Annotated in this window: 21 protein-coding genes and 1 pseudogene; 9 read left to right on the forward strand and 13 right to left on the reverse strand. The window is 69.4% G+C overall.

Going from position 1 to position 24,560, the window contains the following annotated elements; all coding sequences use genetic code 11:
* Window positions 1–20: 20 nt before the first annotated feature.
* The 4 genes from panB to mutS all read right to left on the reverse strand — a co-directional run bounded on the left by panB (window position 21) and on the right by mutS (window position 5,431).
* Window positions 21–893 (reverse strand): 3-methyl-2-oxobutanoate hydroxymethyltransferase, encoded by an 873-nt coding sequence (gene panB / locus ACWA7K_RS02035; protein WP_456165158.1) that lies wholly within the window; start codon window positions 891–893, stop codon window positions 21–23.
* A gap of 152 nt (window positions 894–1,045) precedes the next feature.
* Window positions 1,046–1,903, reverse strand: a complete 858-nt coding sequence (locus ACWA7K_RS02040) for an alpha/beta hydrolase (RefSeq protein ID WP_456165160.1) — start codon at window positions 1,901–1,903, stop codon at window positions 1,046–1,048.
* Between the two features lies 1 nt (window position 1,904).
* On the reverse strand, window positions 1,905–2,732 hold the full coding sequence (locus ACWA7K_RS02045) for a peptidase (protein ID WP_456165162.1): 828 nt from the start codon (window positions 2,730–2,732) through the stop codon (window positions 1,905–1,907).
* Between the two features lie 50 nt (window positions 2,733–2,782).
* The gene (gene mutS, locus ACWA7K_RS02050; protein WP_456210451.1) at window positions 2,783–5,431 is read right to left on the reverse strand and encodes a DNA mismatch repair protein MutS; all 2,649 of its coding nucleotides are present in this window, start codon (window positions 5,429–5,431) and stop codon (window positions 2,783–2,785) included.
* 245 nt (window positions 5,432–5,676) lie between these two features.
* Here mutS and ACWA7K_RS02055 point away from each other — a divergent pair, with 245 nt between their 5' ends.
* The 6 genes from ACWA7K_RS02055 (at window position 5,677) to ACWA7K_RS02080 (ending at window position 11,562) form a co-directional block, all read left to right on the forward strand.
* Entirely contained in the window at window positions 5,677–6,006 is a 330-nt protein-coding gene (locus ACWA7K_RS02055) for a helix-turn-helix domain-containing protein (RefSeq protein WP_456165166.1), read from the forward strand.
* Window positions 6,007–6,008: 2 nt separating this feature from the next.
* The gene (locus tag ACWA7K_RS02060) at window positions 6,009–7,352 is read left to right on the forward strand and encodes a type II toxin-antitoxin system HipA family toxin (RefSeq protein WP_456165168.1); all 1,344 of its coding nucleotides are present in this window, start codon (window positions 6,009–6,011) and stop codon (window positions 7,350–7,352) included.
* A gap of 170 nt (window positions 7,353–7,522) precedes the next feature.
* Window positions 7,523–8,437 carry a methyltransferase domain-containing protein gene (locus tag ACWA7K_RS02065; protein WP_456165170.1) on the forward strand — a complete coding sequence of 305 codons (915 nt, stop codon included), beginning with the start codon at window positions 7,523–7,525 and terminating at the stop codon, window positions 8,435–8,437.
* Window positions 8,438–8,491: 54 nt separating this feature from the next.
* Entirely contained in the window at window positions 8,492–9,184 is a 693-nt protein-coding gene (locus ACWA7K_RS02070; RefSeq protein WP_456165172.1) for a nitroreductase, read from the forward strand.
* A gap of 415 nt (window positions 9,185–9,599) precedes the next feature.
* Window positions 9,600–10,403: a hypothetical protein gene (locus ACWA7K_RS02075; protein WP_456210306.1), complete on the forward strand. Its 804-nt coding sequence runs from the start codon at window positions 9,600–9,602 to the stop codon at window positions 10,401–10,403.
* 310 nt (window positions 10,404–10,713) lie between these two features.
* Entirely contained in the window at window positions 10,714–11,562 is an 849-nt protein-coding gene (locus ACWA7K_RS02080; RefSeq protein WP_456165176.1) for a hypothetical protein, read from the forward strand.
* Between the two features lie 513 nt (window positions 11,563–12,075).
* Here the strand turns inward: ACWA7K_RS02080 and ACWA7K_RS02085 are convergent.
* From ACWA7K_RS02085 to ACWA7K_RS02110, 6 genes and pseudogenes are all read right to left on the reverse strand, one after another.
* A complete protein-coding gene (locus ACWA7K_RS02085) occupies window positions 12,076–13,308 on the reverse strand; it encodes an acetyl-CoA C-acyltransferase (RefSeq protein WP_456165178.1) in 1,233 nt (410 codons plus the stop codon).
* Window positions 13,287–14,783, reverse strand: a complete 1,497-nt coding sequence (locus tag ACWA7K_RS02090; RefSeq protein ID WP_456165180.1) for an AMP-binding protein — start codon at window positions 14,781–14,783, stop codon at window positions 13,287–13,289. The genes ACWA7K_RS02085 and ACWA7K_RS02090 overlap by 22 nt, the downstream gene beginning before the upstream one ends.
* Window positions 14,784–14,800: 17 nt before the next feature.
* Window positions 14,801–15,382, reverse strand: coding sequence for a biotin transporter BioY (locus tag ACWA7K_RS02095; RefSeq protein ID WP_456165182.1), 582 nt, complete (start codon window positions 15,380–15,382; stop codon window positions 14,801–14,803).
* Between the two features lie 46 nt (window positions 15,383–15,428).
* Complete coding sequence (locus ACWA7K_RS02100; RefSeq protein ID WP_456165184.1) at window positions 15,429–16,022, reverse strand: energy-coupling factor transporter transmembrane component T family protein; 594 nt, start codon at window positions 16,020–16,022, stop codon at window positions 15,429–15,431.
* Window positions 16,019–16,720 carry an energy-coupling factor ABC transporter ATP-binding protein gene (locus ACWA7K_RS02105; RefSeq protein WP_456165186.1) on the reverse strand — a complete coding sequence of 234 codons (702 nt, stop codon included), beginning with the start codon at window positions 16,718–16,720 and terminating at the stop codon, window positions 16,019–16,021. The genes ACWA7K_RS02100 and ACWA7K_RS02105 overlap by 4 nt, the downstream gene beginning before the upstream one ends.
* Before the next feature lie 388 nt (window positions 16,721–17,108).
* A pseudogene (locus ACWA7K_RS02110) lies at window positions 17,109–18,137 on the reverse strand (inositol monophosphatase family protein); the annotation flags it as partial.
* A gap of 183 nt (window positions 18,138–18,320) precedes the next feature.
* Here ACWA7K_RS02110 and ACWA7K_RS02115 point away from each other — a divergent pair.
* The gene (locus ACWA7K_RS02115; RefSeq protein ID WP_456210308.1) at window positions 18,321–19,088 is read left to right on the forward strand and encodes an RNA methyltransferase; all 768 of its coding nucleotides are present in this window, start codon (window positions 18,321–18,323) and stop codon (window positions 19,086–19,088) included.
* A gap of 68 nt (window positions 19,089–19,156) precedes the next feature.
* The gene (gene cysE, locus ACWA7K_RS02120; RefSeq protein ID WP_456165190.1) at window positions 19,157–19,936 is read left to right on the forward strand and encodes a serine O-acetyltransferase; all 780 of its coding nucleotides are present in this window, start codon (window positions 19,157–19,159) and stop codon (window positions 19,934–19,936) included.
* 82 nt (window positions 19,937–20,018) lie between these two features.
* On the opposite strand, the gene ACWA7K_RS02125 is transcribed toward cysE, so the two are convergent.
* From ACWA7K_RS02125 to yjgA, 3 genes are all read right to left on the reverse strand, one after another.
* Window positions 20,019–21,533 (reverse strand): hypothetical protein, encoded by a 1,515-nt coding sequence (locus ACWA7K_RS02125; protein ID WP_456165192.1) that lies wholly within the window; start codon window positions 21,531–21,533, stop codon window positions 20,019–20,021.
* A 122-nt stretch (window positions 21,534–21,655) separates the two neighbouring features.
* Complete coding sequence (mog, locus tag ACWA7K_RS02130; RefSeq protein ID WP_456165194.1) at window positions 21,656–22,285, reverse strand: molybdopterin adenylyltransferase; 630 nt, start codon at window positions 22,283–22,285, stop codon at window positions 21,656–21,658.
* A gap of 12 nt (window positions 22,286–22,297) precedes the next feature.
* A complete protein-coding gene (gene yjgA, locus ACWA7K_RS02135; RefSeq protein ID WP_456165196.1) occupies window positions 22,298–22,993 on the reverse strand; it encodes a ribosome biogenesis factor YjgA in 696 nt (231 codons plus the stop codon).
* Window positions 22,994–23,074: 81 nt separating this feature from the next.
* Between yjgA and pmbA the strand changes: the two genes are divergently transcribed.
* Entirely contained in the window at window positions 23,075–24,463 is a 1,389-nt protein-coding gene (gene pmbA, locus ACWA7K_RS02140) for a metalloprotease PmbA (RefSeq protein ID WP_456165198.1), read from the forward strand.
* The last annotated feature ends 97 nt before the right edge of the window (window positions 24,464–24,560 follow it).

Consider the following 24,560-nt stretch of genomic DNA (forward strand, 5'->3'; position numbering starts at 1 on the left):
ACCGGTGCGGCGACCGGCCGTCAGGCCGCGCTGCCGTAGGCGTGGGCGACCGGGTCGGGGAACTGGCCCGACTTGACCGCCGCGACATAGGCCGCCAGCGCCGCCTCGGTGGCGACGGCCGCGCCGCTCTGTTCGTCGCGGGCGAAGTTGCGCACGAAGCGCGGCAGCTTGCCGCGGGTCAGGCCCAGCATGTCGTGCAGCACCAGCACCTGCCCGGCGGTGCCGGGGCCGGCACCGATGCCGATCGTGATCATCTGCGGGTTGTCGGCCTGCACGGCGCTGGCGACGTCCGACGGCATCAACTCCAGCACCATCATCGCGGCGCCGGCCTCAGCCAGTTCGCGGGCGTGGGCGCGCAGCGTCGTCGCGCTGGCGGCGTCACGGCCCTGGATGCGGTAGCCGCCCAGCGCGTGCACGCTCTGCGGCGTCAGGCCGAGGTGGGCGCACACCGGCACGCCACGCTCGACCAGGAAACGCACCGTCTCGGGCGTCCAGCCGCCGCCTTCGAGCTTGACCATCTGCGCGCCGGCCTGCATCAGCGCGGCGCTGGCGGCCATCGCCTGCGCGGGGCCCTGCTGGTAGCTCGCGAAGGGCAGGTCGGCGATCAGCCAGGCGGCGCCGCCCTGCAGGCCGCGCGCGACGCAGCGCGTGTGATAGGCCATCTCGTCGAGCGTCGTCGGCAGCGTGCTGGTGTGGCCCTGCACGACCATGCCCAGCGAATCGCCGACCAGCACGGTGTCGATGCCGGCCTCGTCGGCCAGACGCGCGTAGGTCGCGTCGTAGGCCGTCAGCATGGCGATCTTCTCGTGGCGGGCGAGCATGGCCCGCAGGCTGTGCAGCGTCACCGGCTTGCGCGTGCCGGCGTTGGCGGTGGGGAGGGCGTGGACGCTCATCGTGTACTCCTGCCGGCGGTACGGGACCGCTCGGGGGCTCCTCGGTCGGTGGGTGCCCTCTCTTGGGGCGTCGGGCGCGGCGGATTCTATCCAGCGCCCGGGTTCATGCTGCGGTGCGGAAACCCGCACCCGAAGCGGGCCGGCGACGGGCGTCAGCGGACCGCTTCGACCCCCATCTCGCGCAGCAGTTCGATCACCGACTGCGCCGTCTCCAGCGGCCGTTCCATCGGGTAGAGGTGACTGCCCTCGATCCAGCGCAGCCGCTCGTGGACCAGTGCGCGCGTGGCGCTCAGGCCTACCTGGCGCACCTCGACCGACTGGGTGCCGGCGATGAAGGCGGCCGGGCAGCGCAGCGGGTGGCGGCGAAGCAGCGTGGCGACGTGGTGCGGCAGCGTGTCGTAGATGCGCGTCTCGACCCGCCGGTCGAAGCGCAGCACGACGCCCGGGCCGTGCGGATCACCGTCCGGCGCGGGTTCGGTGCCGGCGTCGACATAGTCCTGCAGGACACCCGGCGCCCAGCGCGCGAACGCATGCTTGGCCGCGAAATGGTCCAGGCAGGCCTGCGCCGACGGCCAGTGCTGGCGCCGCCGCGACGAGACCTTGCCGGGCGACACCCGCGAGATCAGCCGCGTCGCCTTGGCCACCTGCACGCTGTGGGCGCGCCAGCCGGTCAGCAGCGGCGAGTCCAGCAGCACCAGCGCGCGCACCAGCTCGGGCCGGCGCGCGGCGGCCATCAGGCTCAGGTAGCCGCCCAGCGAATGGCCGACCAGCACGACCGGGCCGCGTTCGGCTTCCGGCCGGGCCGCCTGCAGCGTCACGATGTGCTCGATCAGCTGGTCGCGCAGGTGCGGCCAGTTGCCGCTGACCGGGAAGCGCGGGTCGTGGCCGTAGCGGTCGACCGCGTCGACCCGCCAGCCGGCCTCGCGCCAGGGCCCGAACAGCGCGCGGTAGCTGCCGCCCGGGAAGCCGTTGCCGTGGCTGAAGACCAGCGTGTCGACCGGCCAGTCCATGTCAGACGATCTTCTCGCCGGCGTGGCCGATCTTCTTCATCGGCTCGTGGCGGTCCGAGCCGACCATCAGCGGATGGGTCGCCTCGCCGCCGTCCCAGACCGGGTCGTCGATGCCCTCGAACACCTCGCGCAGCCGCTGGCCCCAGGTCTCGTGGATCATCTTGAAGTAGGGGTTGCGCTCGTCGATGCAGACGATCTGGTCGGCCGCCAGGCTGCCGGCGCGGTAGACCAGCAGGTCCAGCGGCAGGCCGACGCTGAGGTTGGACTTGAGCGTCGAATCCATCGACACCAGCGCGCACTTGGCGGCCTCGTCCAGCGGCGTGGTCGGCGTCAGCACCCGGTCCAGGATCGGCTTGCCGTACTTGCTCTCGCCGATCTGGAAGTAGCAGGTCTCGCGCGTGGCCTCGATGAAGTTGCCGGCCGAATAGACCAGGAACAGCCGCATCGCCTCGTCGCCGATCTGGCCGCCCAGGATGAAGCTGGCGACGAAGTCGATGCCGGCCTGCTTCAGCGCCGGGCCGTCCTGCTGGTAGACCCGCCGCACCGCCGAGCCCAGCACGCGGGCGACGTCGAACATGCTCTTGGCGTTCCAGATGCTGATGGGCTCTTCACCCTCGCCGCCGGGGATCTTCTCGACCTGCAGGATCTCGCGCACCGACTGCGAGATGCTCAGGTTGCCGGCCGACAGCAGGCACATGAAGCGGTCGCCCGGCTTCTCGTAGACGATCATCTTTCGGAAGGTCGAGATCGCGTCCAGGCCGGCATTGGTGCGCGAGTCGGACAGGAAGACGAGGCCGGCATTGAGCCGCAGGCCGATGCAGTAGGTCATGGTGTCGGAGGGGGTTCGGGTTGCGTGGTTCGGTGTTCGGCGACGTGCGCTCAGCTCGACGCGTCGATGCGCAGCTGGCGCAGTTCGTACAGGCGGGCCAGCGCCTCTCGCGGGCTCATCTGGTCGGGGTCGGATTCATCCAGCGCGGCCAGCAGCCGGGCCACGCGAGGATCGGGCCAGCCGGGCGATGCGGCAAGTGCAGGCTGTTCGTCTTCGAAAGGTTCTTCGGGCTCGGTCGACACGACCGGCGCGCCGAACAGGTCGATCTGCGCCGCGCCGGCCTGCTGCTGCGATTCCAGCTGTTCCAGCGCCAGCCGTGCCTGGCGCAGCACCGCGCCGGGCATGCCGGCCAGACGCGCGACCTGCACGCCGTAGCTGCGGCTGGCCGGGCCGGCCTCGATCGCGTGCAGGAAGACGATGTCCTCGCCGCTCTCGACCGCCGAGACGTGGCAGTTCAGCGCGTGGCGGTGGCGCAGCGGGAACTCGGTCAGCTCGAAGTAGTGGGTCGCGAACAGCGTGAACGAGCGGTTGCGGTCGTGCAGGTGGCTGGCGATCGCGCCGGCCAGCGCCAGGCCGTCGAAGGTCGACGTGCCGCGGCCGATCTCGTCCATCAGCACCAGCGAATGTTCGGTCGCCGCATGCAGGATGGCGCTGGCCTCGGTCATCTCCAGCATGAAGGTCGACTGCGCGTTGGCGAGGTCGTCGGCCGCGCCGATGCGCGTGTGGATCGCGTCGATCGGCCCGAGCCGGCAACGCGACGCCGGCACGTGCGAGCCGATCGCCGCCAGCAGCGCGATCACCGCGACCTGCCGCATGAAGGTGCTCTTGCCGCCCATGTTCGGGCCGGTCACGATCAGCATGCGCCGGCTGCTGTCCAGGCGGCAGTCGTTGGCGATGAAGTTGCCGCCACCGGTCTCCGCCAGCCGCGCCTCGACCACCGGATGGCGGCCCTGCTCGATCTCGATGCACGGGTGCGCGACGAACTCCGGCGCGCACCAGCCCAGCGTCGTCGAACGTTCGGCCAGCGCGGCCAGCACGTCCAGCGTCGCCAGCGCCCGGCCCAGCGCCGACAGCGCGGCCAGGTGCGGCATCAGCTGGTCCAGCACCTGTTCATAGAGCCACTTCTCGCGTGCCAGCGCCCGTTCCTGGGCCGACAGCGCCTTGTCCTCGAAGGCCTTCAGCTCGGGCGTGATGTAGCGCTCGGCGTTCTTCAGCGTCTGACGGCGCTGGTAGCGCGTCGGCACCTTGTCGACCTGGCCCTGCGTGACCTCGATGTAGAAGCCGTGGACCTTGTTGAACTGCACCCGCAGGTTGGCGATGCCGGTGGCCGCGCGCTCCCGTGTCTCCAGGTCGATCAGGAAGGCGTCGCAGTTGGTGCTGATCGCGCGCAGCTCGTCCAGATCGGCATCGTGGCCGCTGGCGATGACGCCGCCGTCGCGCAGCAGCACGGCCGGTTCCTCGGCGATGGCCGCCGTCAGCAGCGCGGCGATGCCGGCGTCGGGCTGCAGCGCCTCGTGCAGTGTGGCCAGCAGCGGCGCGCCGTCGGGCACCCGGCCCCGCAGCGCCGGCAGGCGCTGCAGCGTCTCGCGCAGGCCGGCGAGTTCACGCGGGCGGATCTGCCGCAGCGCCAGCCGGGCGGCGATGCGCTGCACGTCGCAGACCTCGCGCAGCGCGTCGCGCAGCGGCTCTGCCGCGCGGGTGTCGATCAGCACGGCCAGCGCGGCCAGCCGCTCGCGGGCATCGCGCCGATCGCGTCGCGGGTGCGTCAGCCATTCCCGCAGCAGCCGGCTGCCCATGCCCGTGCGGCAGGTGTCCAGCAGCGACAGCAGCGTCGGCGAGCGTTCGCCGCGCAGCGTCTCGGTCAGCTCCAGGTTGCGGTGCGTGGCCGGCGGCAGCGCCAGCAGCTCGCTGGCCCGTTCGACCACCAGCTGGTTGACGTGCGCCAGCGCCCGGCCTTGTGTGTGTTCGGCATAGGTCAGCAGCGCGGCGGCGGCGGCGTGCGCGACGTCCAGGTCCTGCGCGTTGACACCGGCGAGGTGCGCCACCTTCAGCTGCTCGCGCAGCTTGCGCGCGCCCAGCGCGGTGTCGAACTGCCAGCCCGGCCGGCGCGTCAGCGGCGCACCGGCGTTCAGCAGCGCGGCGGGCAGCTTGCCGGCATCCGATTCGGCGTCCCGGTCCGCGCTGACCAGCACCTCGGCCGGCCGCAGCCGCGCCAGCCAGGCCGGCAGCTCGGCGGCGCTGCATTCGGTCAGGCCGAGCTGCCCGCTGGCCAACGCCAGCCAGGCCAGCCCGTAGACCGCCTGACCGCCCGCGCCCTTGGCCTGCGACAGCGCCAGCAGCCGGTTCTCTTCCCGTTCGGCCAGCAGCTCGGTGTCGGTGACCGTGCCGGGCGTGACCACCCGCACCACCTTGCGCTCGACCGGCCCCTTGGCCGCGCCGACCTCGCCGACCTGTTCGGCGATCGCCACCGACACGCCCAGCTTGATCAGCTTGCCCAGGTAGCTTTCCAGCGCATGCACCGGCACGCCGGCCATCACCACCGGCTCGCCATTGCTCTGCCCGCGCGTCGTGATCGTGATGTCCAGCAGGCGATGCGCGGTGCGCGCGTCCTCGTAGAACACCTCGTAGAAATCGCCCATCCGGTAGAGCACCAGCGTGTCCGGGAACTCGGCCTTGATGCGCAGGTACTGCACCATCATCGGCGTGTGGCCGGCGTAGTCGTTCAAGACAGCGGCCGGCGAGCTGACGGCAGGTGGTTGGTGGGGATCGGCGGACATCGGCGGGCCGTGGCGGGGAAAGCCCGGTATTAGACAGGACCGATCGGCAGGACCGATCAGACAGGACCGTTGTTCATCTTGACTTGACCCGTGCTGCACCGGTTCATATAGTTGATCACAAAAGAGCACTTATCGAAGTTAGCGGCCCTTTTGTGGACTGTAAAGTCATGACAAGTCCGATTCCCCTTCCCGTTGAGCGGGCCCTGGCCCGGCTCGGTCAGAACATCTCGCTGGCTCGGCGGCGCCGCCACATGTCGCAGCAGATGCTGGCGGAGCGCATCGGCGCCTCGCTGAACACCGTTCGCCGGATGGAGCAGGGACATGCGGGCATGGCGCTGCAGCATGTCGCCCGTGCGTTGCAGGTCTTCGGGGAGCTCGACAAGCTTGAAGCCCTCCTGGACACCCCGCAGGACAGCGTGGGGCTGACGTTGATGGACGAGGCGCTGCCGCAACGCATCCGAACCCGCGCGCGCACCCCTGAATCGGGTTCGTTCTGACGATGGCGTCGCAACGAAAGCCAAGCGCAACGCAGGTCGAGCTGGATGTGTTTCTCGGCGCGGCTGAACATGCCGTCGGCAAGCTGGTGTACGTGCGTGCCGGGCAGCGGGAGTTCTCACAGTTCGCGTATCGGGAAACCTGGCTCTCAGACCCCCGCTTCTTCGACGTGTCGCCTGACCTCGACAAGACCGTGGGCCACCAGGTTCGCCGGGCTGCGACCCAGGAGGACTCCGTCTTCTTCTCCGTCTTCTTCTTTGCGCTGGCAGACACCGAGCCCGACAGCTGGGGCCGGCGGGTCATCGCGCGTTCGCACGCCAGGGAGCGGCAAAAGAATCCGTCTCTTGGACCGCTGACCGAACTGGACTACCTCTGCGCCGTCGATGACCACAGCCGAATCGGCGCCTTGCGCTTGCGCGACACCAGCAAGCGCTATCTGCGAAGCGTCGCTGCGGGTCAGCGCACCACGCCCGCGTTGTTGGAGCTTGAGCACATGCTGTCCGCCAGCCGCGCCGTGGAGCAGGGCAAGGAGTCGGCGGAGGACTTGAGGTACCTCCTCGGCAAGGCGACCTCGCTGGGCGGCCTTCGGCCCAAGTGCAGCATCGTCGATGAAGATGGCGCACTGGCCCTGGGCAAGTTCCCGAGCGTGCAAGACGAGCGCAGCGTGACCCGCGGCGAGGTCTTGGCGCTGCGCTTGGCGCAGTTGGCGGGTATCGAGGTGGCCTCGGCCCGCATCGTCACGGTCCAAGGCGAACCGGTGGCGGTCATCCGCCGCTTCGACCGCACCGCTGACCAGGCGCGCATCCCGTACATCTCCGGGGCCACGCTGCTGCAGTCCAACCGGGGTGACGAGCGCGCGTACACCGAGCTGGTCGACGCGATGCGCTCAAAGTGCCTGGCCTTCAAGCAAGACGCGCAGCAGTTGTGGCGGCGGCTGGTGTTCAACCACCTGGTCACCAACGTGGACGACCACCTCCACAACATCGGCTTCCTCTACGCCGATGCCAACCTGTGGCGCCTGGCGCCGGCGTTCGACCTGAATCCGTTCCCGGACAAGGAGCGCGAGTCCAAGACCTGGCTCAGCGAAGACACCGGGCCCATCACCTCGGTGGAGACGCTGCTGGCGCAGGCCGCGCGGTTTGAGCTGAGCGCCAGCGAGGCCAGGCAGGTACTGGCTGAGGTGGTGTCTGCGGTCGGTCGATGGCGACACATCGCGGTGATGCCTGAGGTCGGCATGGCACCGCATGAACTCGAGGTCTTTGCACCCGCTTTCGAGCATGCCGAGCTGGAGCGCGCTCGGCGCGCCAGCCGCTCGGAGGCGACGCAGCAGGGGGCCGCAAACTTGTAGCTATGGCGTAGCCAAATGATGTAGCAACAGCCTGAGTTGTTGAAGCGCCGGCGTCGTCCTGGCTGGATGGCAGCGCAGGTGTCGGCGGCGGTGGCGCCAGCGAAACCGCGTATCAGACAAGTTCACTGCCAGCGGTCCTGACGCCCCGCCACGCGTGCGAACATTCCGCCATGAACCGACGCGACAAGCTGCTGGCAGGCATCGACCTGCGACAGGCCCGGGCCCTGGAAATCGGCGCGCTCGACAAGCCCGTCGTGCCGCCCGACACGCCCGGGATCTTCTACGTCGACCATGCCGACACCGCCACGCTGCGCGAGAAGTACCTCGACGACCCGCACGTCGACAAGGACCGGCTGGTGAACGTCGGCGGCGTCTGGGGTGAGCGCACGCTCGCCGAGGCGACGGCTGGTGCCGGCCCGTTCGACCTGATCGTCGCGTCGCATGTCGTCGAACACGTGCCCGACCTCGTCACCTGGCTGGCCGAGCTGCGCTCGGTCCTGTCGCCGACCGGCGAGGTCCGCCTGGCCGTGCCGGACCGGCGCTACACCTTCGACTTCCTGCGTCACGAGACCGAGGTCGCCGACGTGCTCGACGCCTGGATCCAGCGCGCCCGCCGCCCGCTGACCCGCTGCGTGCTGGACCACGCGCTGCACGTCGGTCCGGTCGAGGCCGCCGATGCCTGGCGTGAAGGCTACGACGGCAGCGCGATCCAGACCTGGAACACCTCCGAAGGCGCGATTGCCAAGGCCCGCGAGGCCCTGGTCGACGGCCAGTACCACGACGTCCACTGCTGGGTCTTCACACCGCTGTCCTTCGCCCGCCTGATGGCCGCGCTGGCCCGCCACGGCGTGCTCGGGATGCGCTGCAGCGGCTTCCACGACACGCTGCGCAACGACCTCGAGTTCTTCGTCAGCCTGGCCGCCAGCGACGACCGCGACGCCATCCTGGCCAGCTGGGACGACATGCAACGCCAGCTGCGCCTGTCGCCGCCACCCGCCCCGCCGGTCGAGACGGCCCCGGCAAGGCCGCGCAAGTCGGCCCTGTCGCGGCTGTGGCGGCGCATCCGCGGGCGGGCGCCGGCCTGAGCCGGTCCTGACGTCCGGTCAGCCCTGACCGCCCCGCCCTTCGCTCGCCCACCGATGAGTCCCCCGACCTCCGCTGACGTCGCCACCTGGGCCGACCTGTTCGCCGCCCGCCGCTCGATCCGCGCCTTCCTGCCCACCCCCGTCCCCGACGAGACGCTGCACGAGCTGCTCCGGCTGGCCCGGCTCGCGCCCAGCGGCGCCAACCTCCAGCCCGGCGAGTTCATCGCCGTGCGCGGCGCCGCGCGCGAGCGGCTCAGCGCACGTCTGACCCAGGCCTGGCGCGACCAGGAACCCGCGCGCGAGGACTACAGCTACTTCCCGCAGCCCATGCCCAAGCTGCTGCGCCGCCGCCAGGTCGCCGCCGCCCAGGCGCTCTACGGCGCCATCGGCGTCGGCCGCGAGGACCGCCCCGGCCGCGACGCCCAGTTCGGCCGCAACTTCCGCTTCTTCGACGCCCCGGTCGCCCTGGTCGTCACCATCGACCGCAGCCTCGGCACCGGCTGCTACATGGACCTCGGCATGGCCCTGCACGCCCTGATGCTCGCCGCCCAGTCCCACGGCCTGTCCACCTGCGCCATCGGCGCCCTGGCCTCCTGGCCCGACCTGATCCGCACCGAACTCGGCCTGCCCGACACCACCGCCATTGTCTGCGGCATGGCCATCGGATATGCCGACGAGGACGCGCCGGTGAACCGGACGGTGACGGAGCGGGAAGTGCTGGGGAATTACTTTCGGGTGATCGAATAGGTCGGGAGATTCCCGTTGTTCAGATGACAGGCCCTGCGGGGCCTGTTTTTATTGGTGCGGCGGGTCTGCCAGGGTGAACCGATACGGTGGCGGACAAGGCTTGCCGGGACCTGCAATTCCATGCATTTGTTCAACATGAATCTGGCTCGGCCTTGGCATCAATACGTGGGCATGACTGCGTGAATATGTAGATCTTCATGTGGCGCTGTGATTTATTCACCTTTGCTGGTGTCTCCCGCTCGGTGTTGCGATAGCGTGCCGACCTTGTTGGATGAGGCAAGCACCACCAGAGTCGGCATCGCCCGGATCTTCGGTCAGGATGTGCTGCAGATTTAACTCTGAAAATCCAATTAACCGGGGAAACAGTATGGACTGCGTGAGGGTGTCGTTGAGTCTTGTTCGAATCTCGAAGCAGGTGCTTCTGGTTGCTGCCTGGATACTGCTGCCTTGGTGCCAGCCTGCGCTCGCCTGGAGCGAGAAGGACTGCAACCGCGACCCTTACGGCGAGTACCGTCATACCCTGAAAAAATGCGTGGACGCGGCCAAGGTCGCGGCACAGCAGAAACAGCCCGACGGCAGCCAGCCCAGCGAGGCGCAACGGTATGCGCGGGTGCGCGAGATTCTTCTAAAGCAGAAAGTTGTCCAGTACAGCTATTTCGGCATCAATTCCCGACGCGATCATCAAGTCTGCGAAGCCCGCCTCAAAGACTTGCAGGCGGGGCGTGGCTATGAGCCGATTGAGCCCGTGTATGTGCTTGACGACGCATGGCAAGCGGCCGACCCAGAGCAGAGCAAAAACAACAGCAACGCCCCGCGCCTGCCACCCAACTGGAACCGCTGTGCTTATGACAATAAAGAGCATTTTGGCCCCAAGGGTTATCCGACGCTGGCGCTCTACATGGACCGCCTGCGCCCCAACCCGCCGCCCTACCGCCTGTATGAATTGAAGCCGCACCAACGCCCCAGCCCCGAATGGCAATTCATGGTGGACATGACGTTTGAATTAGCGCCGCACTTTGGAGCCTTCTCGGCGGACAGTTGCGAAGAAATTGGTCACATCGGCTCGTTCACGGACACTTCACAGCAGCAGTCCTGGGCCTTGACTCAATACCAAGGAGCCCTGGCTGTTGTAGGCGTGATTGACCGATACACGCTTTACATCAAAAACCTGAACGATTACTGCTCATGGGATTTGTCATCCAGGCCGACAAAAAAGTAAAGCCATCCCCTTTTGCACACATTGGCCTCACTCATTCATTCTTTAGGAAGACGATGATGACCATCACCACCCACACCGGCTTCGACCCCAAAGCCAAAGCTGTTGACCTGCTCAAGTAGTTCGAAATCTTCAACACCGCCACCTTGAGTTACGGCTACACACTGATCGGCCCGTCAACAGCGCCATCAAGGCCACGGCGCAGTACATCGCATAGCCGGATTCGGCGGGTGGTATGGGCGTCGAGCGTGACGACAAAGGCGGCAGCAGCGAAAACGCGCTGGTGTCATCGCCGTCCCACATAAGCACAGACATGAATCACAAACACAAGCCCATAAACCCGCGCCGCGCCATGAAGGTACTCCTGTCAACGACGACTTTGGCGCTGCTGGCTTGGGGTGGTCCGGCGTGGGCCGATCAACCCAAGGGCCAATTTGTACTGATCCAAAATGAAGACCCGGTGTGCGCACCATTCACGCGCAACCTCAATGAATTCCGGTACATCGATCCGGATGTCTGCCACCCGCGACTCTCGCCAAAATATCCGGAGTTCAGTCGACCAAATTGGCGCGAAGTGCCGTTTGACATGGCCATTGCAAAGAGGCAACTGCCAGCATGGGCCTTGATATTGAAAATCAACCAGCCGGCGCAGGTTGATGCAGGGCGCTTGCAGCGCTTCGTTGACCAACATTCTCCCAAGATGTGGACGACAGAGGTGGACATCGACCGTGACAGTGAACCTGACCGTGTGGTCCGCATTGATCGCTTTGGGCCTTTTGGCGAACCTCCCACCACCACCCCGGCTTGTATTTACACCACCGCCGGATTGCGCTTCCTGGGTGAACCTAAGGGGCCGCTCGGCCCGTATGACAGGCGGTTTTCATTTGAAGACACCACTGACCTGATCCACTCCAGCGTCACCCAACGCACATATGCGCTGAGTTGGATGGATGACATGAAGTACTACAGAACTGTGCCAGGCAGCCGTGACTTTCCCGCGCCCAAAGGGGCCACCCGTGGGGTTTCGGTGAGACTTGCAATGACCAGAGAAGGAGATGAGCCAGTGTCAGGGGGGCTGATCAACGTCTGCTATATCGCCTGGGTGCCCACGGGCGCATCCACCAAGCTTGCCCCCGATCAGCACTGGAGACGTCAGCGCTGAGTCGTTGATTTGCGCCTGTTCCAATTGACTTCAGGCAGAACCGTTTGACCAAGCGCCGCATCAAGGAGATCTTGTTTTCGGCCGCCCCGTCAGCCCGTTTCACCCCACGTCCCTGGGCAGTTCCATTCCACCATATCGCCTCTACCAACCGATGGCGAGGCAGCGTCCGAGCCAGCAGTGGCGCTATGTCATCGAGTCAAAGATGCCCGGGCATGAGCGATATCTGCAGGCGGTGTCACTTGACCGCTGTGAGATGTTGGGGGGGATGTATGTGGCTCGGCAACGGTATGCATCACCCGGTGAATCCGGTATTCCGCAGCAGGCCCATGCCCTGACGCATCACCAGGGGCGGATGATGGTTTTGAGCATCATCGACAAGGTATCCCTTGTCATGGCGGAGGCAACGCCTGATCCACGCCATCAAAAGTCATGCCATTGGTCGTTTTGACCGGGCTTCTTTTCAGGTGGTGATGAACTGAGTTTCGAGGACGCGTACCCGCCGCCGCCCCTCCCTCAAACCCGCTCCACCACCACCCCCGCCCCCAACCCTCCCGCCGCCGCGATCAGGGCGAGGCCGGTCTGGCCGGGTTGGGCGTCGCGCGTCAGGTCGGCCAGCACGCGGACCAGGGTGATGGCGCCGGAGGCGCCGATCGGGTGGCCGCGGGAGAGGCCGCCGCCGTGGCGGTTCAGGGTGAGCGGGTCGATGCCGAGGGCGCGGGCGGTGTCGAGGGCTTGCACGGCGAAGGCGTCGTGCAGTTCGATGGTGGCGAGGCCGGCGATGTCGGTGATGCCGGCGCGGGCCAGGGCGGCGTGGGCGGCGGGGGCGGCGCTGCTCATCGGGCGTTCGGGGGCGCCGCCGGTCATGACGCCGGCGCGCCAGCGGGCGCGGGGTGACAGGTGCAGGCGGTGGCAGGCGTCTTCGCTGGCGAGCAGGACCAGCGCGGCGCCGTCGGCGCGGGGGGCGACGCCCAGCAGGCCAGGGGCGTGGGTGGGGTCGCGATCTGGGTCGTGATCGTGGTCGTGATCTTGATCGGCAGACGTGCCCGGCGTGGCGCGCCCCAGCCCGGTCGCGCTGCGCCAGGCCGGGGGCATGCGGGCGGCGCGGCTGGTGTCGGTGTGGCGGGGGCAGGCGTCGTGGTCCAGGCCGGCGATCGGGACGATCTCGTCGGCCAGCATGGCGCGTGCGGCCCGCGCGCGGCGGTGGCTTTCGGCCGCCCAGGCGTCCTGCTGGATCCGGGTGATGCCCTGTTCGCGTGCCAGCGCGGTCGCGGCGGCCAGCAGGTCGGGATCGCGGGACGGATCGGGGGCGAAGGCGGGGCGTTCGTAGGGGATCGGGGCGGCGCCGGGGGCGAGCGGGCGGTGGGCACGCAGGGGCGCGCGACTCCAGGCCTCGACGCCGCCGGCGACGACGACGTCGGCCTGGCCGCTGGCGATCAGGCTGGCGGCCAGCGTGACGGCGTCCAGGCCGGCGTCGCACTGGCTGTCGATGCTGAGGGCGGCGACGGCGTCGGGCAGGCCGGCGGCCAGCGCGATCAGCCGCGCCGGGTTGCCGCCGGCGCCGAGCGCGTTGCCGATCAGGACATGGTCGACGGCGCCGGCGCGGTCGGGCCCGAGGCCGGCACGGGCCAGCAGCGCGCGCAGCACCGGTGCGCCGAGCTCGTGCGCCGACAGGGCCGCGAACGCGCCGCCGACCGGTGCGACGGCGCTGCGCAGCGCGTCGACGATCAGGACGCGGCGTGCAGCCATGGCGGCGACGGGCCGTCGGCCGGGTCGGTGGTTGATTCGACGGCGCGGGCGATCGCGCCGTGGTCGGTCTTGCCGCTGCGCGTGCGCGGCCAGTGGCCGGGCTTGGCGACCCACCAGCGGCGCGGCTGCTTGTAGGGCTCCAGCGCAGCGCGGCAGGCGGCGGCGAGTGCGGCGATGTCGGGCGGCGCGGCGCCTTCCTCGGGCAGCAGGACGGCGACGACGCGCTTGCCGCGCACGTCGTCGGGGAGGCCCAGCACCGACGCGGCGGCGATGCCGGGACGGGCTTCGAGCACGGCCTCGACTTCCTCGGGGAACAGGTTCTTGCCCTGCGTGACGATCATCCGGTTCTCGCGGCCATGCAGCCAGAGTCGCCCGTGTTCATCGAGGCTTCCTTGATCCCGCACGGACAGCCAGTCACCTTCGGCGTCCGGCGTGCGGATCGCGGCGGTGGCCGGATCGGGTGTGCCGACGTAGTCGCTGAACAGCATCGCGCTGCGCACGTGGATGCGGCCAGGCGAGGCCGGGTCGCCGGGCACGAGGCGGTCGCGGATGTCGATCTCGACTCCGGCGAAGGGCCGGCCGACCACGGCGGTCGGCACGGCCGCATCGGCTTCCTGCCAGGCGACGAAGCTGAGTTCGGAGGCGCCGTAGAACTCGATCAGGCGGGCGTTCGGGAACAGCGCCTGCAGCGCGGGCGTGTGGGCGCGGGCCCAGGGCGCGCCGCTGATCAGGATCAGGCGGGTGGCGGTGATCGGCGTCGGGGCGGCGCCTGGCTGGCGGCGTAGCTCGTGGCGTTGCTGGTTGCGCTGTGCGAGGCCCAGCAGCATCAGCAGCTGACTCGGCACGGCGACCAGCACGGTGGCGTCGCCAGCGGCCAGTGTCGCCAGCGTGCGGGCGGCGGAATGGCGTTCCTGCACGACCGTGCCGGCGCCGGTCCACAGGCCCAGCACCATGCCGAACAGGAACAGCGAATGCGACAGCCGGCCTGGCGCCAGCACGCGGCCGCAGGTCTCGGGCCCGAAGGTGTCGACGCAGACGCGCAGGCTCTCGGTCCACGAGCGGTGATGGCGGCGGAAACCCTTGGGCTGGCCGCTGCTGCCGGACGTGTAGCCGATGTAGAACGGCGCGTCCGGGCGGTCGGGCAAGGGCGTCGCGGGCAGGGCGTCGAGCTGCCGGACGACGGCCGCGCGCACGGCCTCGGGCCAGTCCGGGTCAGCGACGGCGGCGCAGCGGTGGCTGGCCAGCGTGGCGAGGAAGTCGATCAGCTGGTCGACGGTGCTGGCGGCCGGGTCGACCAGGCGGTGCGAGGGCGCGCCGCTGGCGTTGATCGCCTCGGCTCGGGCGGCGACACGGGCCTGCAGCGTGGCCCAGTCGAGCGACCCATGCTCGCTGGTCAGGGCCGGCTGCAGCGGGCGCTGGCGGGCCCAGTGCGCCAGCGGCGCATGCACCCGCTCGAAGCTCGGCAGCGCCGGCATGGGCTGCTCGGCGTCGGTCAGCGGGCGTTGCCGCCGAGTTGCCAGTCCGGCAGGCCGCGGGCGACGGTGTGCACGACGCTGGCAGTGACCAGCGCCTTGATCAGGTCGCCCGGCACGAACAGCAGCGTGCCCATCAGTGCCTTGGCGGCCGGCAGTTGCGCGATCAGCATCAGGCCGATGACGCCGGTGGCATGGACCACCAGCAGGCCACCGCCGACGGCGGCGAAGAAGGCGCTGACGGCGGCGCGGCGCGGCGCGGCGGTCGGCAGCACCTTCATCAGCAGGGCGGTCACGAAGGCACCCAGCGGCCAGCCGATCAGGTAGCCGGCCGACGGCGCGACGAACACCGCCGGGCCGCCCCGGCCGCCCGACAGCAGCGGCAGGCCCAGCGCGACGGCGCCCAGGAACAGCAGCACCGCCAGCAGTGCCAGACGCGGCCGCAGCAGCGCGCCGGCCAGCATCACGCCAAGGGTCTGCAGCGTGATGGGCACGCCCAGCGGCAGGTCGATCTTGGGGATCAGGCCGAAGACCGCGATCAGCGCGGCGAACAGCGAGACGGTGGCGATCTGGCGGGCGGAGCTGTTGTCGTGGTGATTCATGGGGACCTTGTCATGCCGGGAGAGAGGGGATGCGTGTCGGCCAGCGTCAGCGGCCCAGCCGCACCTGAAGAGTATCGGCCACGCGTCTGGCGGCCATCAGCATCTGGATCGTCAGCGGCGCCAGCAGCCGCAGGCCGCCGGGGCGGCCGGTGCGCAGGCGATGGGCCTCGTCGAGCTGTTGCCAGCGGGCGAAGAAGTGTTCGGTGTAGCGCAGCATCAGCGCGATGTGCAGCGCGAAGCGCGACGGGTCCAGGCCGACGCGGCGCAGCGGCGACAGGGCTCGCTCGATCACGTCGACCAGGTCGGTCGGCCGGGTCGTCAGCGTCAGCGCCACGCCCAGCGCGGTGGTGCAGGTCAGCCGCAGCGCGGCGACGATGCCCAGCGGAACGGTGCCCAGCAGGCCATGCAGGCCGACCAGCAGCGCGGCCACGATCAGCGTCATCGTCATCGGCCGGCGCGCGCCACGCCCGGCTTCCCGCAGCGACAGCAGCAGGCCCAGCGCGATCACGGCGGCGAAGGCCAGCACCGGCCAGGCGCTGACGAAGGCCAGCGCGATGCCGGCCACCGCCAGCGCGGCCAGCTTGACCCCCGCCGGCACGCGGTGCAGCCAGCTGGGGGTGTCGGCATAAAGGCTCATCATGGTCGGGCCGCCACACGCAGCGCCACGTCGGCCTCGTAGGCCGCGCAGACCTCGGCGCCGGGGCCGTCGGCGCGGACGCGGCCACGGTCCAGCCACAACACGCGGCCGAAGTCGCGCAGCGGGTCGAGCAGGTGCGACGACACCAGCACCTGCGCCGGCGCGCGGCGGATCTCGTCACGCAGCCAGGCCTGGCCGGGCAGGTCGAGACTGGCGTAGGGCTCGTCGAGCAGCCGCACGCGCGGGGCGGCCAGGTCCAGCGCGAGCCAGCAGACGAACTGGCGCTGGCCGTGGCTCAGGCTGGCAATCGCACGCGGGGCCCAGTCCAGCAGGCCGCGCTGGCGCAGCGTCTCATGGGCGGCGGCGCGGGCCTCGGCGCGGCTGGCACCGGCGGCCTGCGGGCCAAGCGCGAGTTCTTCCTCGACGGTCGGGAAGATGATCTGCTCGTCGGGGTTCTGGAACATCAGCCCGATGCGGCCGGGCGGCAGCGGTGCGCCGGCCAGCGTCTGGCCGTCCACCGTGACCGTCCCGGCCTGCGGCCGTTCCAGGCCGCACAGCAGGCGCAGCAGGCTGCTCTTGCCGGCGCCGTTGTCACCGATCAGGCCGATGCGCGGCTCGGTCAGCGCGAGCGTCAGGCGCTCGAACACGGGCGTGGTGCCGCGTCGCAGCGTCAGGTCGGTCAGGTGCAGGCCTGACGTCATCGTCGGGACGTCGCTCGGGCAGAGGGTCAGAACGGCGCGTCGTCGTTGCGCTTGCGCGGGCGCGGGGCCGGCTTGGCGCCGCCGCCGGCATCGGCGCTCGGGCGCATGCCGGGGCGCTTGGGCGGCGGGCCGCCACGGGCCGGGTCGCGGTCGTTGCCACGCTCGCCCCGATCCCCGCGATCACCCCCCGGCCACGCGGGCCTTCGGCGGCGGCCGGCGGGGGCGGCGGCAGGTCTTCCTTGCGGATGCGGGTGGCGCGGCGGACGGTCACGACCGGCGCGGGTGCGTCGGCCGCCGGCGTGGGCTCGAACGCGGCGGCCAGGGCCTGGGCCGGCGACAGCTTGGGCTCGTAGGGGCGCGACGCAGCGGTGCTGGAGCTGGCGAAGGCGTAGGGCGCTTCCTCGAACGGCGCCGCATCGGCCGCATTGGCCGCATCGGTCGAGGACTCGGTCGATGCTTCTGCAGCCTCGGCGTCCGCGCCCTGGTAGGCACCGGGCGGCACGCCGGCCGTGGCGATGAAGGTCTCGGTCGCGTCGGTCTCGATGCCGCCGACGCCGGTGTAGGGCTTGCCGGTGGTCGAGGCGCCGACCTCGGGCTTGTCATCGGCGATCACGCGGGTGTAGGGCTTGAGGATCTGTACCAGCTGGGCGTAGATCTTGGGCGAGCCGCAGACCAGTTCGCGCTGGTACAGGAAGTCCGCCTCGCCGGTGAAGTTGCCGACCAGGCCGCCGGCCTCGGTGATGATCAGCGAGCCGGCGGCGACGTCCCACGGGCTCAGGCCGGTCTCGAAGAAGCCGTCCAGCCAGCCGGCCGCGACGTAGCAGAGGTCGAGCGACGCGGCGCCCGGGCGGCGCAGGCCGGCGCAGACCTGCATCACGTCCTCGAACATCTTCATGTAGCGCTTGAAGTTGTCGCCCTTGCGGAAGGGGAAGCCGGTGCCGATCAGCGCGTCGAGCATGCGGATGCGCTTGGACACGCGCAGGCGCTTGTCATTGAGGAAGGCGCCGCGGCCCTTGGTGGCGTAGAACAGGTCGTTGCGGTTCGGGTCGTAGACCACCGCCTGCTCGACCTTGCCCTTGAAGGCCAGCGCGATCGACACGGCGTACTGCGGGTAGCCGTGGATGAAGTTGGTGGTGCCGTCCAGCGGATCGATGATCCAGGTGTAGTCGCTGTGCTTGGAGCCGTGCTCGCGACCCGATTCCTCGGCCAGGATGGCGTGGTTCGGGTAGGCCTGGAGGATCACGTCGATGACCGCTGCCTCGGCCGCCTGGTCGACCTCGGTGACGAAGTCGTTGTGCCCCTTGCTGGTGACGGTGAGCCGGTCGACATCCTGGCTGGCCCGGCTGATCACCGCGCCTCCGGCGCGTGCCGCCTTGACGGCAATGTTGAGCATCGGGTGCAGGTTCGTTTGCGACATGGCGGCGGGCGTCTCGGGTGGAATGCGGCCGCACGCGACGGTGGCGCAGGCGGCGGGCAAGGGGCTGGCGGGGACAAAGAGCGGGTGGCCGCAGACGGGCCACCTAAGATCAAGCGCGCGATTCTAGCCAAGCGGCTCAGGGTTCGCACCCATGTACCGCCTTCCTCGTCCATGACGCTGCCGATGACTGCTTCCGATCCAGTGCCCGATCCCGTGCCCGTTCCCGCTCCGGTCGACCCGACCCGCGTCATCCTGATCCGCACCAGCCACCCCGGCAACGTCGGCGCCGCCGCGCGGGCGATGAAGGTGATGGGCTTGCGCGAGCTGGTGCTGGTGCAGCCGCGTTTCCCGGACGTGCTGGTGCAGGAGGAGACCGTTGCGATGGCCAGCGGCGCGGCCGACATCCTCGTGCGCGCCCGCATCGTCGACAGCCTGGATGCCGCGCTCGAAGGCGTGCACGTCGCCTGCGCCACGGCGATGACGCCACGCGACTTCGGCCCGCCGACCGCATCTCCGCGCGAGCACCTGCCGACACTGGCACCGCGCGCGGCGGCCGGCGAGCGCATCGCCTTCGTGTTCGGCAGCGAGCGCTTCGGCATGAGCAACGACGAGGTCCGGCGCTGCCAGGTCTGCCTGTCGATCCCGACCCAGCCGGACTACGGCTCGCTCAACCTCGCGCAGGCGGTCCAGCTGATCGCCTACGAATGGCGCATGGCGCTGGGCGGCTACCCGGTGGTCGAACGCACGCAGGCGCCGGTGCGCGCCACGCTCGACGAGGTCCACGGCGCGCTCGAACACTGGCGTGGCGTGCTCGAACAGATCGGCTACCTCGACCCGGCCGCGCCGAAGAAGCTGATGCCGCGCCTGCAGCTGCTGCTCGACCGCGCCGCGCTGACGCGCGAGGAGGTCCACATCCTGCGCGGGATCGCCCGCAGCGTCGCCCGGCATTGAGGGCCGCGCCTACACTTCTTGACGCCCCCGCCGCCCATCCAGAAGCCTTCAAGGCCCGTGAGTTGCCCATGTTCAGCCGCCTCCGCGAAGACATCACCTGCATCCTGGAACGCGACCCGGCCGCCAAGTCGCGCTTCGAGGTCCTGACCTGCTACCCCGGCCTGCACGCGCTGCTGATGCACCGCCTGGCGCATGCCTGCTGGAAGCGCGGTCTGCGCTGGCTGGGACGCTTCATCTCGCACCTGGGGCGCTGGTTCACCGGCATCGAGATCCACCCGGGCGCGACCTTCGGCCGGCGTGTCTTCATCGACCACGGCATGGGCGTCGTGATCGGCGAGATGGCCGAGGTCGGCGACGACGTGACGATCTACCAGGGCGTGACGCTGGGCGGCACCTCGCTGGTCAAGGGCGCCAAGCGCCACCCGACACTGGAAGCCGGCGTGATCGTCGGCGCCAACGCCTGCGTGCTGGGCGGCTTCACGGTCGGGCAGGGTGCGCGGATCGGCTCGGGTGCGGTCGTCACCAAGCCGGTGCCGGCGGGCGCGACGGCGGTCGGCAACCCGGCCCGCATCATCCAGGCCAGCGCCGACGCGCAGCGCGAGGAAGCGGCGGCCAAGATGGGCTTCTCGGCCTATGGCGTGACCCAGGGCGACGACCCGGTCGCACAGGCGATGAAGGGGCTGATCGACAACGCGGCCGGCCAGGAACACCAGATCGCGCTGCTCTGGCAGGCCATCGAGAAGCTGTCGAGCCGGGCCCGCGAGCTGCCGGTCGAACCGTGTGTGCCGCAGGACGCCCACACCACCGAGGACTTCGACGCCGAGCGCCTGAACCGGCTGGTGCGCTGAAGCCCGTCGCGCGGGCCTGAAGACGGCCTGGGCAACAAAAAGCCGACCCGAAGGTCGGCTGTTCATCGGCAGGCTATCCGGCTCAGAACGAGTCGTTGATGTCCTTGACCGTCTTGAATGCCGCGCAGTACGGCACGTGGTAGTGATCCACCAGCAGGATCGTCGGCAGCCGGCCACCGGATGCCACCTTGGCCTCCGTCAGGGCACGACGACCCAGGATGGCCTCGCTGTTCTCGCGCATCGAGGCCAAGGGCAACGAGACGCTGCCGAAGTGGTTGAGCAGGAACCCGCGGTCCGGCGTGTCCAGCGCTAAGTTCCGCTTCGTCACGGCATAGCGGTTGATGCCGGAACCGAAGCCGTACATGTTCTCGATGACGAAGTCGGTTTCGGCTCGGGTCACCGAGGTGGCGCTGGCATCGGCGGCTTCCTGGCTCAGCACCACCAGGCGCTTGTTGTCGGCAATCATCTTCCGCAGCGTCGGCAGGTTGTGGATGCCCGCACTCGGCAGGTTGATCGCCATGGGCGTCAGGCCAGACACCTGAAACACCTCATCGAGCTTGGCGGGATCCTTCACATAGCTCTCGAACACCAGCGTGACGATCTCGTTGCGGTTCGCGTCCAGGAAGGACTTGATCACGCTCAGGGTGTCCAGCAGCTTCTTTCGATCGCTCCCGTAGTTGAAGCCCCGTACGCCGTTGCAGTTTTCGTGGCACATCACGATCTGGTTGTCGTAGATGTGCAGGTCCAGGTTGATGACCCTGACGCCGCCCTTCAGCTGGCGTTGGACGTCGAAGGACTGCATGGCATACACATAACCATCGCTGTTGTTGGCATAGGCATTGTGTGTGCCCACCCAGGCCGTCTGGCTGTAGAGGCGGTCACGGCCGTCGCGGGTGGTCAGGGGCATGACGAAATCGCAATAGCCATCGTTGCTCGGCGGAAAGCTGCCGGCACTGCGGACGTGGGACGACTTGGCCACCGTGGCTTCCAGTCGGCAGGTCAGTCCGTCATTCCGGTAGCCGGCCGGGCAGTCGGCCAGGCACTGGGTCATGGCGCCTGAATATCCAGGCCGGCATGTCGAATAACACAGGCCGGCATTGAGTTGCTGTCCTGCCGGGCACGATTGGGGGATGGTTCCCGCATGTCGACCATAACTGCCCTTGCCGCGCGTCTGGATACCCCAGTTCCAGCGCCAGAACCACAGGCCGGCGTCGATCCATCCCGACGGCGTGTTTTCCCAGCAGACCGGACCGGCGCCGTGATAGTTGGATTGGCACTGCTCATAACAGAGGCCGCCGACATACTCGTTGCCCGGTGCGCAGGATCGGGGAATGGCGCCGATTCCTCGGCTGTAGGAGGCTCTGGCGCGGATGTCGGTTTTCGAGCAAAGGAGGCCGATGTCCCGGGTGCCATCCGGGCAGCGACTCCAGCAGACCGGGCCGATGCCGGTTTCCCCTGGACCGCACGCGTCGGTGCACAAGCCGGCATCCAGCACTTGCCCGGGTTTGCAGGCGGGCTCGCGTTCGGCGTATCCAGCGTGGGACGCGGAACTCAATAACAAGAGCAAGCCGTATATGGCGAATTTAAGTAGTTTCATCGGCGACCTTTCAAGGTCGCGCCAGTTTATGGAGCGTCGATGCGAGTTTCTTGTTATTGGCTCGGGCGGGATGACATGAATCGTCCAGGGATTTTCCCGAGATTCAACTCGCGTCCCCGCGTTCAGCCCCGGGAGGGCCGGCGCGCGGTCTTCGGCCGGAACGCCGCGATGACGCTGTCGCGCGTCTCGAGGTAGGGCCCGCCGATCAGGTCGATGCAGTAGGGCACCGCCGCGAAGATGCCCGGGCAGGGCGGCGTCGCGCCGGGCAGGCCTTCCAGGGTCTCGGCGATCGACTTGGGCTGGCCGGGCAGGTTGATGATCAGCGCCTGGCCGCGGATCACCGCTTCCTGGCGCGACAGGATGGCCGTCGGCACGAAGCGCAGGCTGATCTGGCGCATCTGTTCGCCGAAGCCGGGCATGACCTTGTCGGCCACCGCCAGCGTCGCCTCGGGCGTGACATCGCGGGGCGCCGGGCCGGTGCCGCCGGTGGTCAGCACCAGGTCGCAGCGTTCGACATCGACCAGCTCGCGCAGCGCCGCGCTGATGCCGTCGCGTTCGTCGGGGATTAGCCGCGTCACCCAGGTCACCGGGTTGTGCAGCGCGCGTTCCAGCCACTCGCGCAGCGCCGGGATGCCCTTGTCCTCGTAGACGCCGGTGCTGGCGCGGTCGCTGACCGAGACCAGACCGATGCGGACCGGCTCGGGCGGCGGGAGGTCCTGAGGAGTCGAGGTGTCGCTCAAGGTGTCGCTCATGAAGGGGCAGGCTCAGTCGTCGTGGACGGCGTTGCGGCCGTCCTCGTCGTCGCGCGCGGCACGCTCGGCACCGGCCAGGGCCTCGCGCACGAGCTGGAAGATCTCGCGGTAGGAGCGGCCCTTGCGCTCGGGCGCGCCGTCGTGCGGCTGCGCGGCGGCGGCGGCCTGCACGTCCTTGCGGGCGCTGCGGATCAGGCTGCGCAGCGCTTGCGCGTCGGTGTCGGGGTGGTCCGCCATCCAGGCCGTCATCGCGTCATCGGAGCCGATCAGCCGGTCGCGCCAGGCCTCGGCCTCGTGCAGCGCCAGCGTCTCGCGCGCCGAGGGCACGCGCTGGGCGGCGACCGCCTCGCGCAGCGGCTCCGGGTCGATGCCGCGCATCAGCTTGCCGACGTACTGCCACTGGCGACGCCGACCTTCGAAGTTGCGGATCCGGCGCAGTTCCTCCAGCGCATCGCGCAGGCCTTCGGGCAGGTCGAGCGCATCGAGCTTGGGGCGCGGCAGTTCGAGCAGCGCCTCGCCCAGCTCCTGAAGGTCGTGCGACTCCTTCTTCATCTGCGTCTTGCTGGGACGGGCCGACCGCGGCAGGCGCAGCTCGGGGTTGAGCGCCACGGCGGCGATCTGCGCCGCGTCGCGGGCCTGGCGCTCGGCCTCGGCCTCGATCTCGGCGGCGTTGGGCGGGCTGAACTTGAAGGGTTTGCGGGGCGGCATGGAAGGGGTCTGAAAGAGCGGCCGCTATGATAGTTCTGAGCCCCCGAAGGGCTGTCCGAAGCCCCCTTGAAGATGGATCCCATGACCGACTCCCAAGCTGCAGACGCCCGCGCCACCCACGGTTTCGCCTACACCCGCGAGCAGTTCCGGCAGCTGGTCGAGGACACCCTGCAGATGGCCCGCGACATCGGCGCGACCGATGCCGGCGTCGAGGTCTCCGAAGGTGCCGGCCTGTCGGTCTCGGTGCGCAAGGGCGAGATCGAGAACGTCGAGCGCAACCGCGACAAGTCGATCGGCGTGTCGGTCTACCTGGGCCAGCGGCGCGGCAACGCCAGCACCTCCGACTTCTCGCCGACCGCCTTGCGCCAGACCGTGCAGGCGGCCTACGACATCGCCCGCTTCACCGCCGAGGACAGCGTCGCCGGCCTGCCCGACGAGGCCGATCTGGCGCTTGGCGCCGAAGCCGAACGCGACCTCGGGCTGTGTCACCCGTGGCCGATCGACGCCGAGACCGCTGCGGCCATCGCCCTGCGCTGCGAGGGCGCGGCGCTGTCGGTCGACAAGCGCATCACCAACTCCGAAGGCGCGGCGGTGTCGGCCCAGCAGTCGCACTTCTTCGCCGGCAACAGCCGCGGCTTCCGGGGTGGCTACGCCAGCTCGCGGCACTCGATGTCGGTCTCGCCGATTGCCGGTCGCGGCCGCGACATGCAGCGCGACTCCTGGTACAGCTCGATGCGCGACGCGGCCGATCTGGCCGAGCCGGAAGCGGTCGGCCGCTACGCCGCCGAACGGGCGCTGTCGCGGCTGAAGTCCCGCAAGATCAAGACCTGCGAGGTGCCGGTGCTGTTCGAGGCCCCGATCGCCGGCGGCCTGCTCGGCGGCTACGTCCACGCGACCAGCGGCGGCTCGCTCTACCGCAAGGCCAGCTTCCTGGTCGACAGCCTGGGCCAGGCGATCTTCCCCGAGCACATCGACGTGCGCGAGGACCCGCACGTGCCCAAGGGCAAGGCCAGCGCGCCGTTCGACGACGAGGGCGTGCGCACGACGGCCCGCACCGTCGTCTCGGCCGGTGTCACCCAGGGCTACTTCCTGTCGAGCTACTCGGCCCGCAAGCTGGGCATGCGCACGACCGGCCATGCCGGCGGCCCGCAGAACCTGACGCTGACCAGCCGCCTGACCCGCCGCGGCGACGACCTGGCCGCGATGGTCCGCAAGCTGCATCGCGGCCTGCTGGTGGTCGAGCTGATGGGGCAGGGCGTCAACTACGTGACCGGCGACTACTCGCGCGGCGCGGCCGGCTTCTGGGTCGAGAACGGCGAGATCGCCTACCCGGTCGACGAGATCACCATTGCCGGCAACCTGCGCGACATGCTCAAGGGCATCGTCGCGGTCGGCGCCGACGCCTACAACGGCGGCAACAAGACGATGGGCTCCGTGCTGGTCGACCGCATGACCATCGCCGGCCACTGAGTGCGGCCACCGGGTCGGCCGACTACGCAATCTTGCGCAGGGGAAAGCCCCCGCCAACACGGCGGGGCCGCTTCCTAGAATGACTTCATCCCCCACT

It is taken from the genome of Leptothrix mechoopdaensis (SeqCode), from assembly GCF_053893855.1.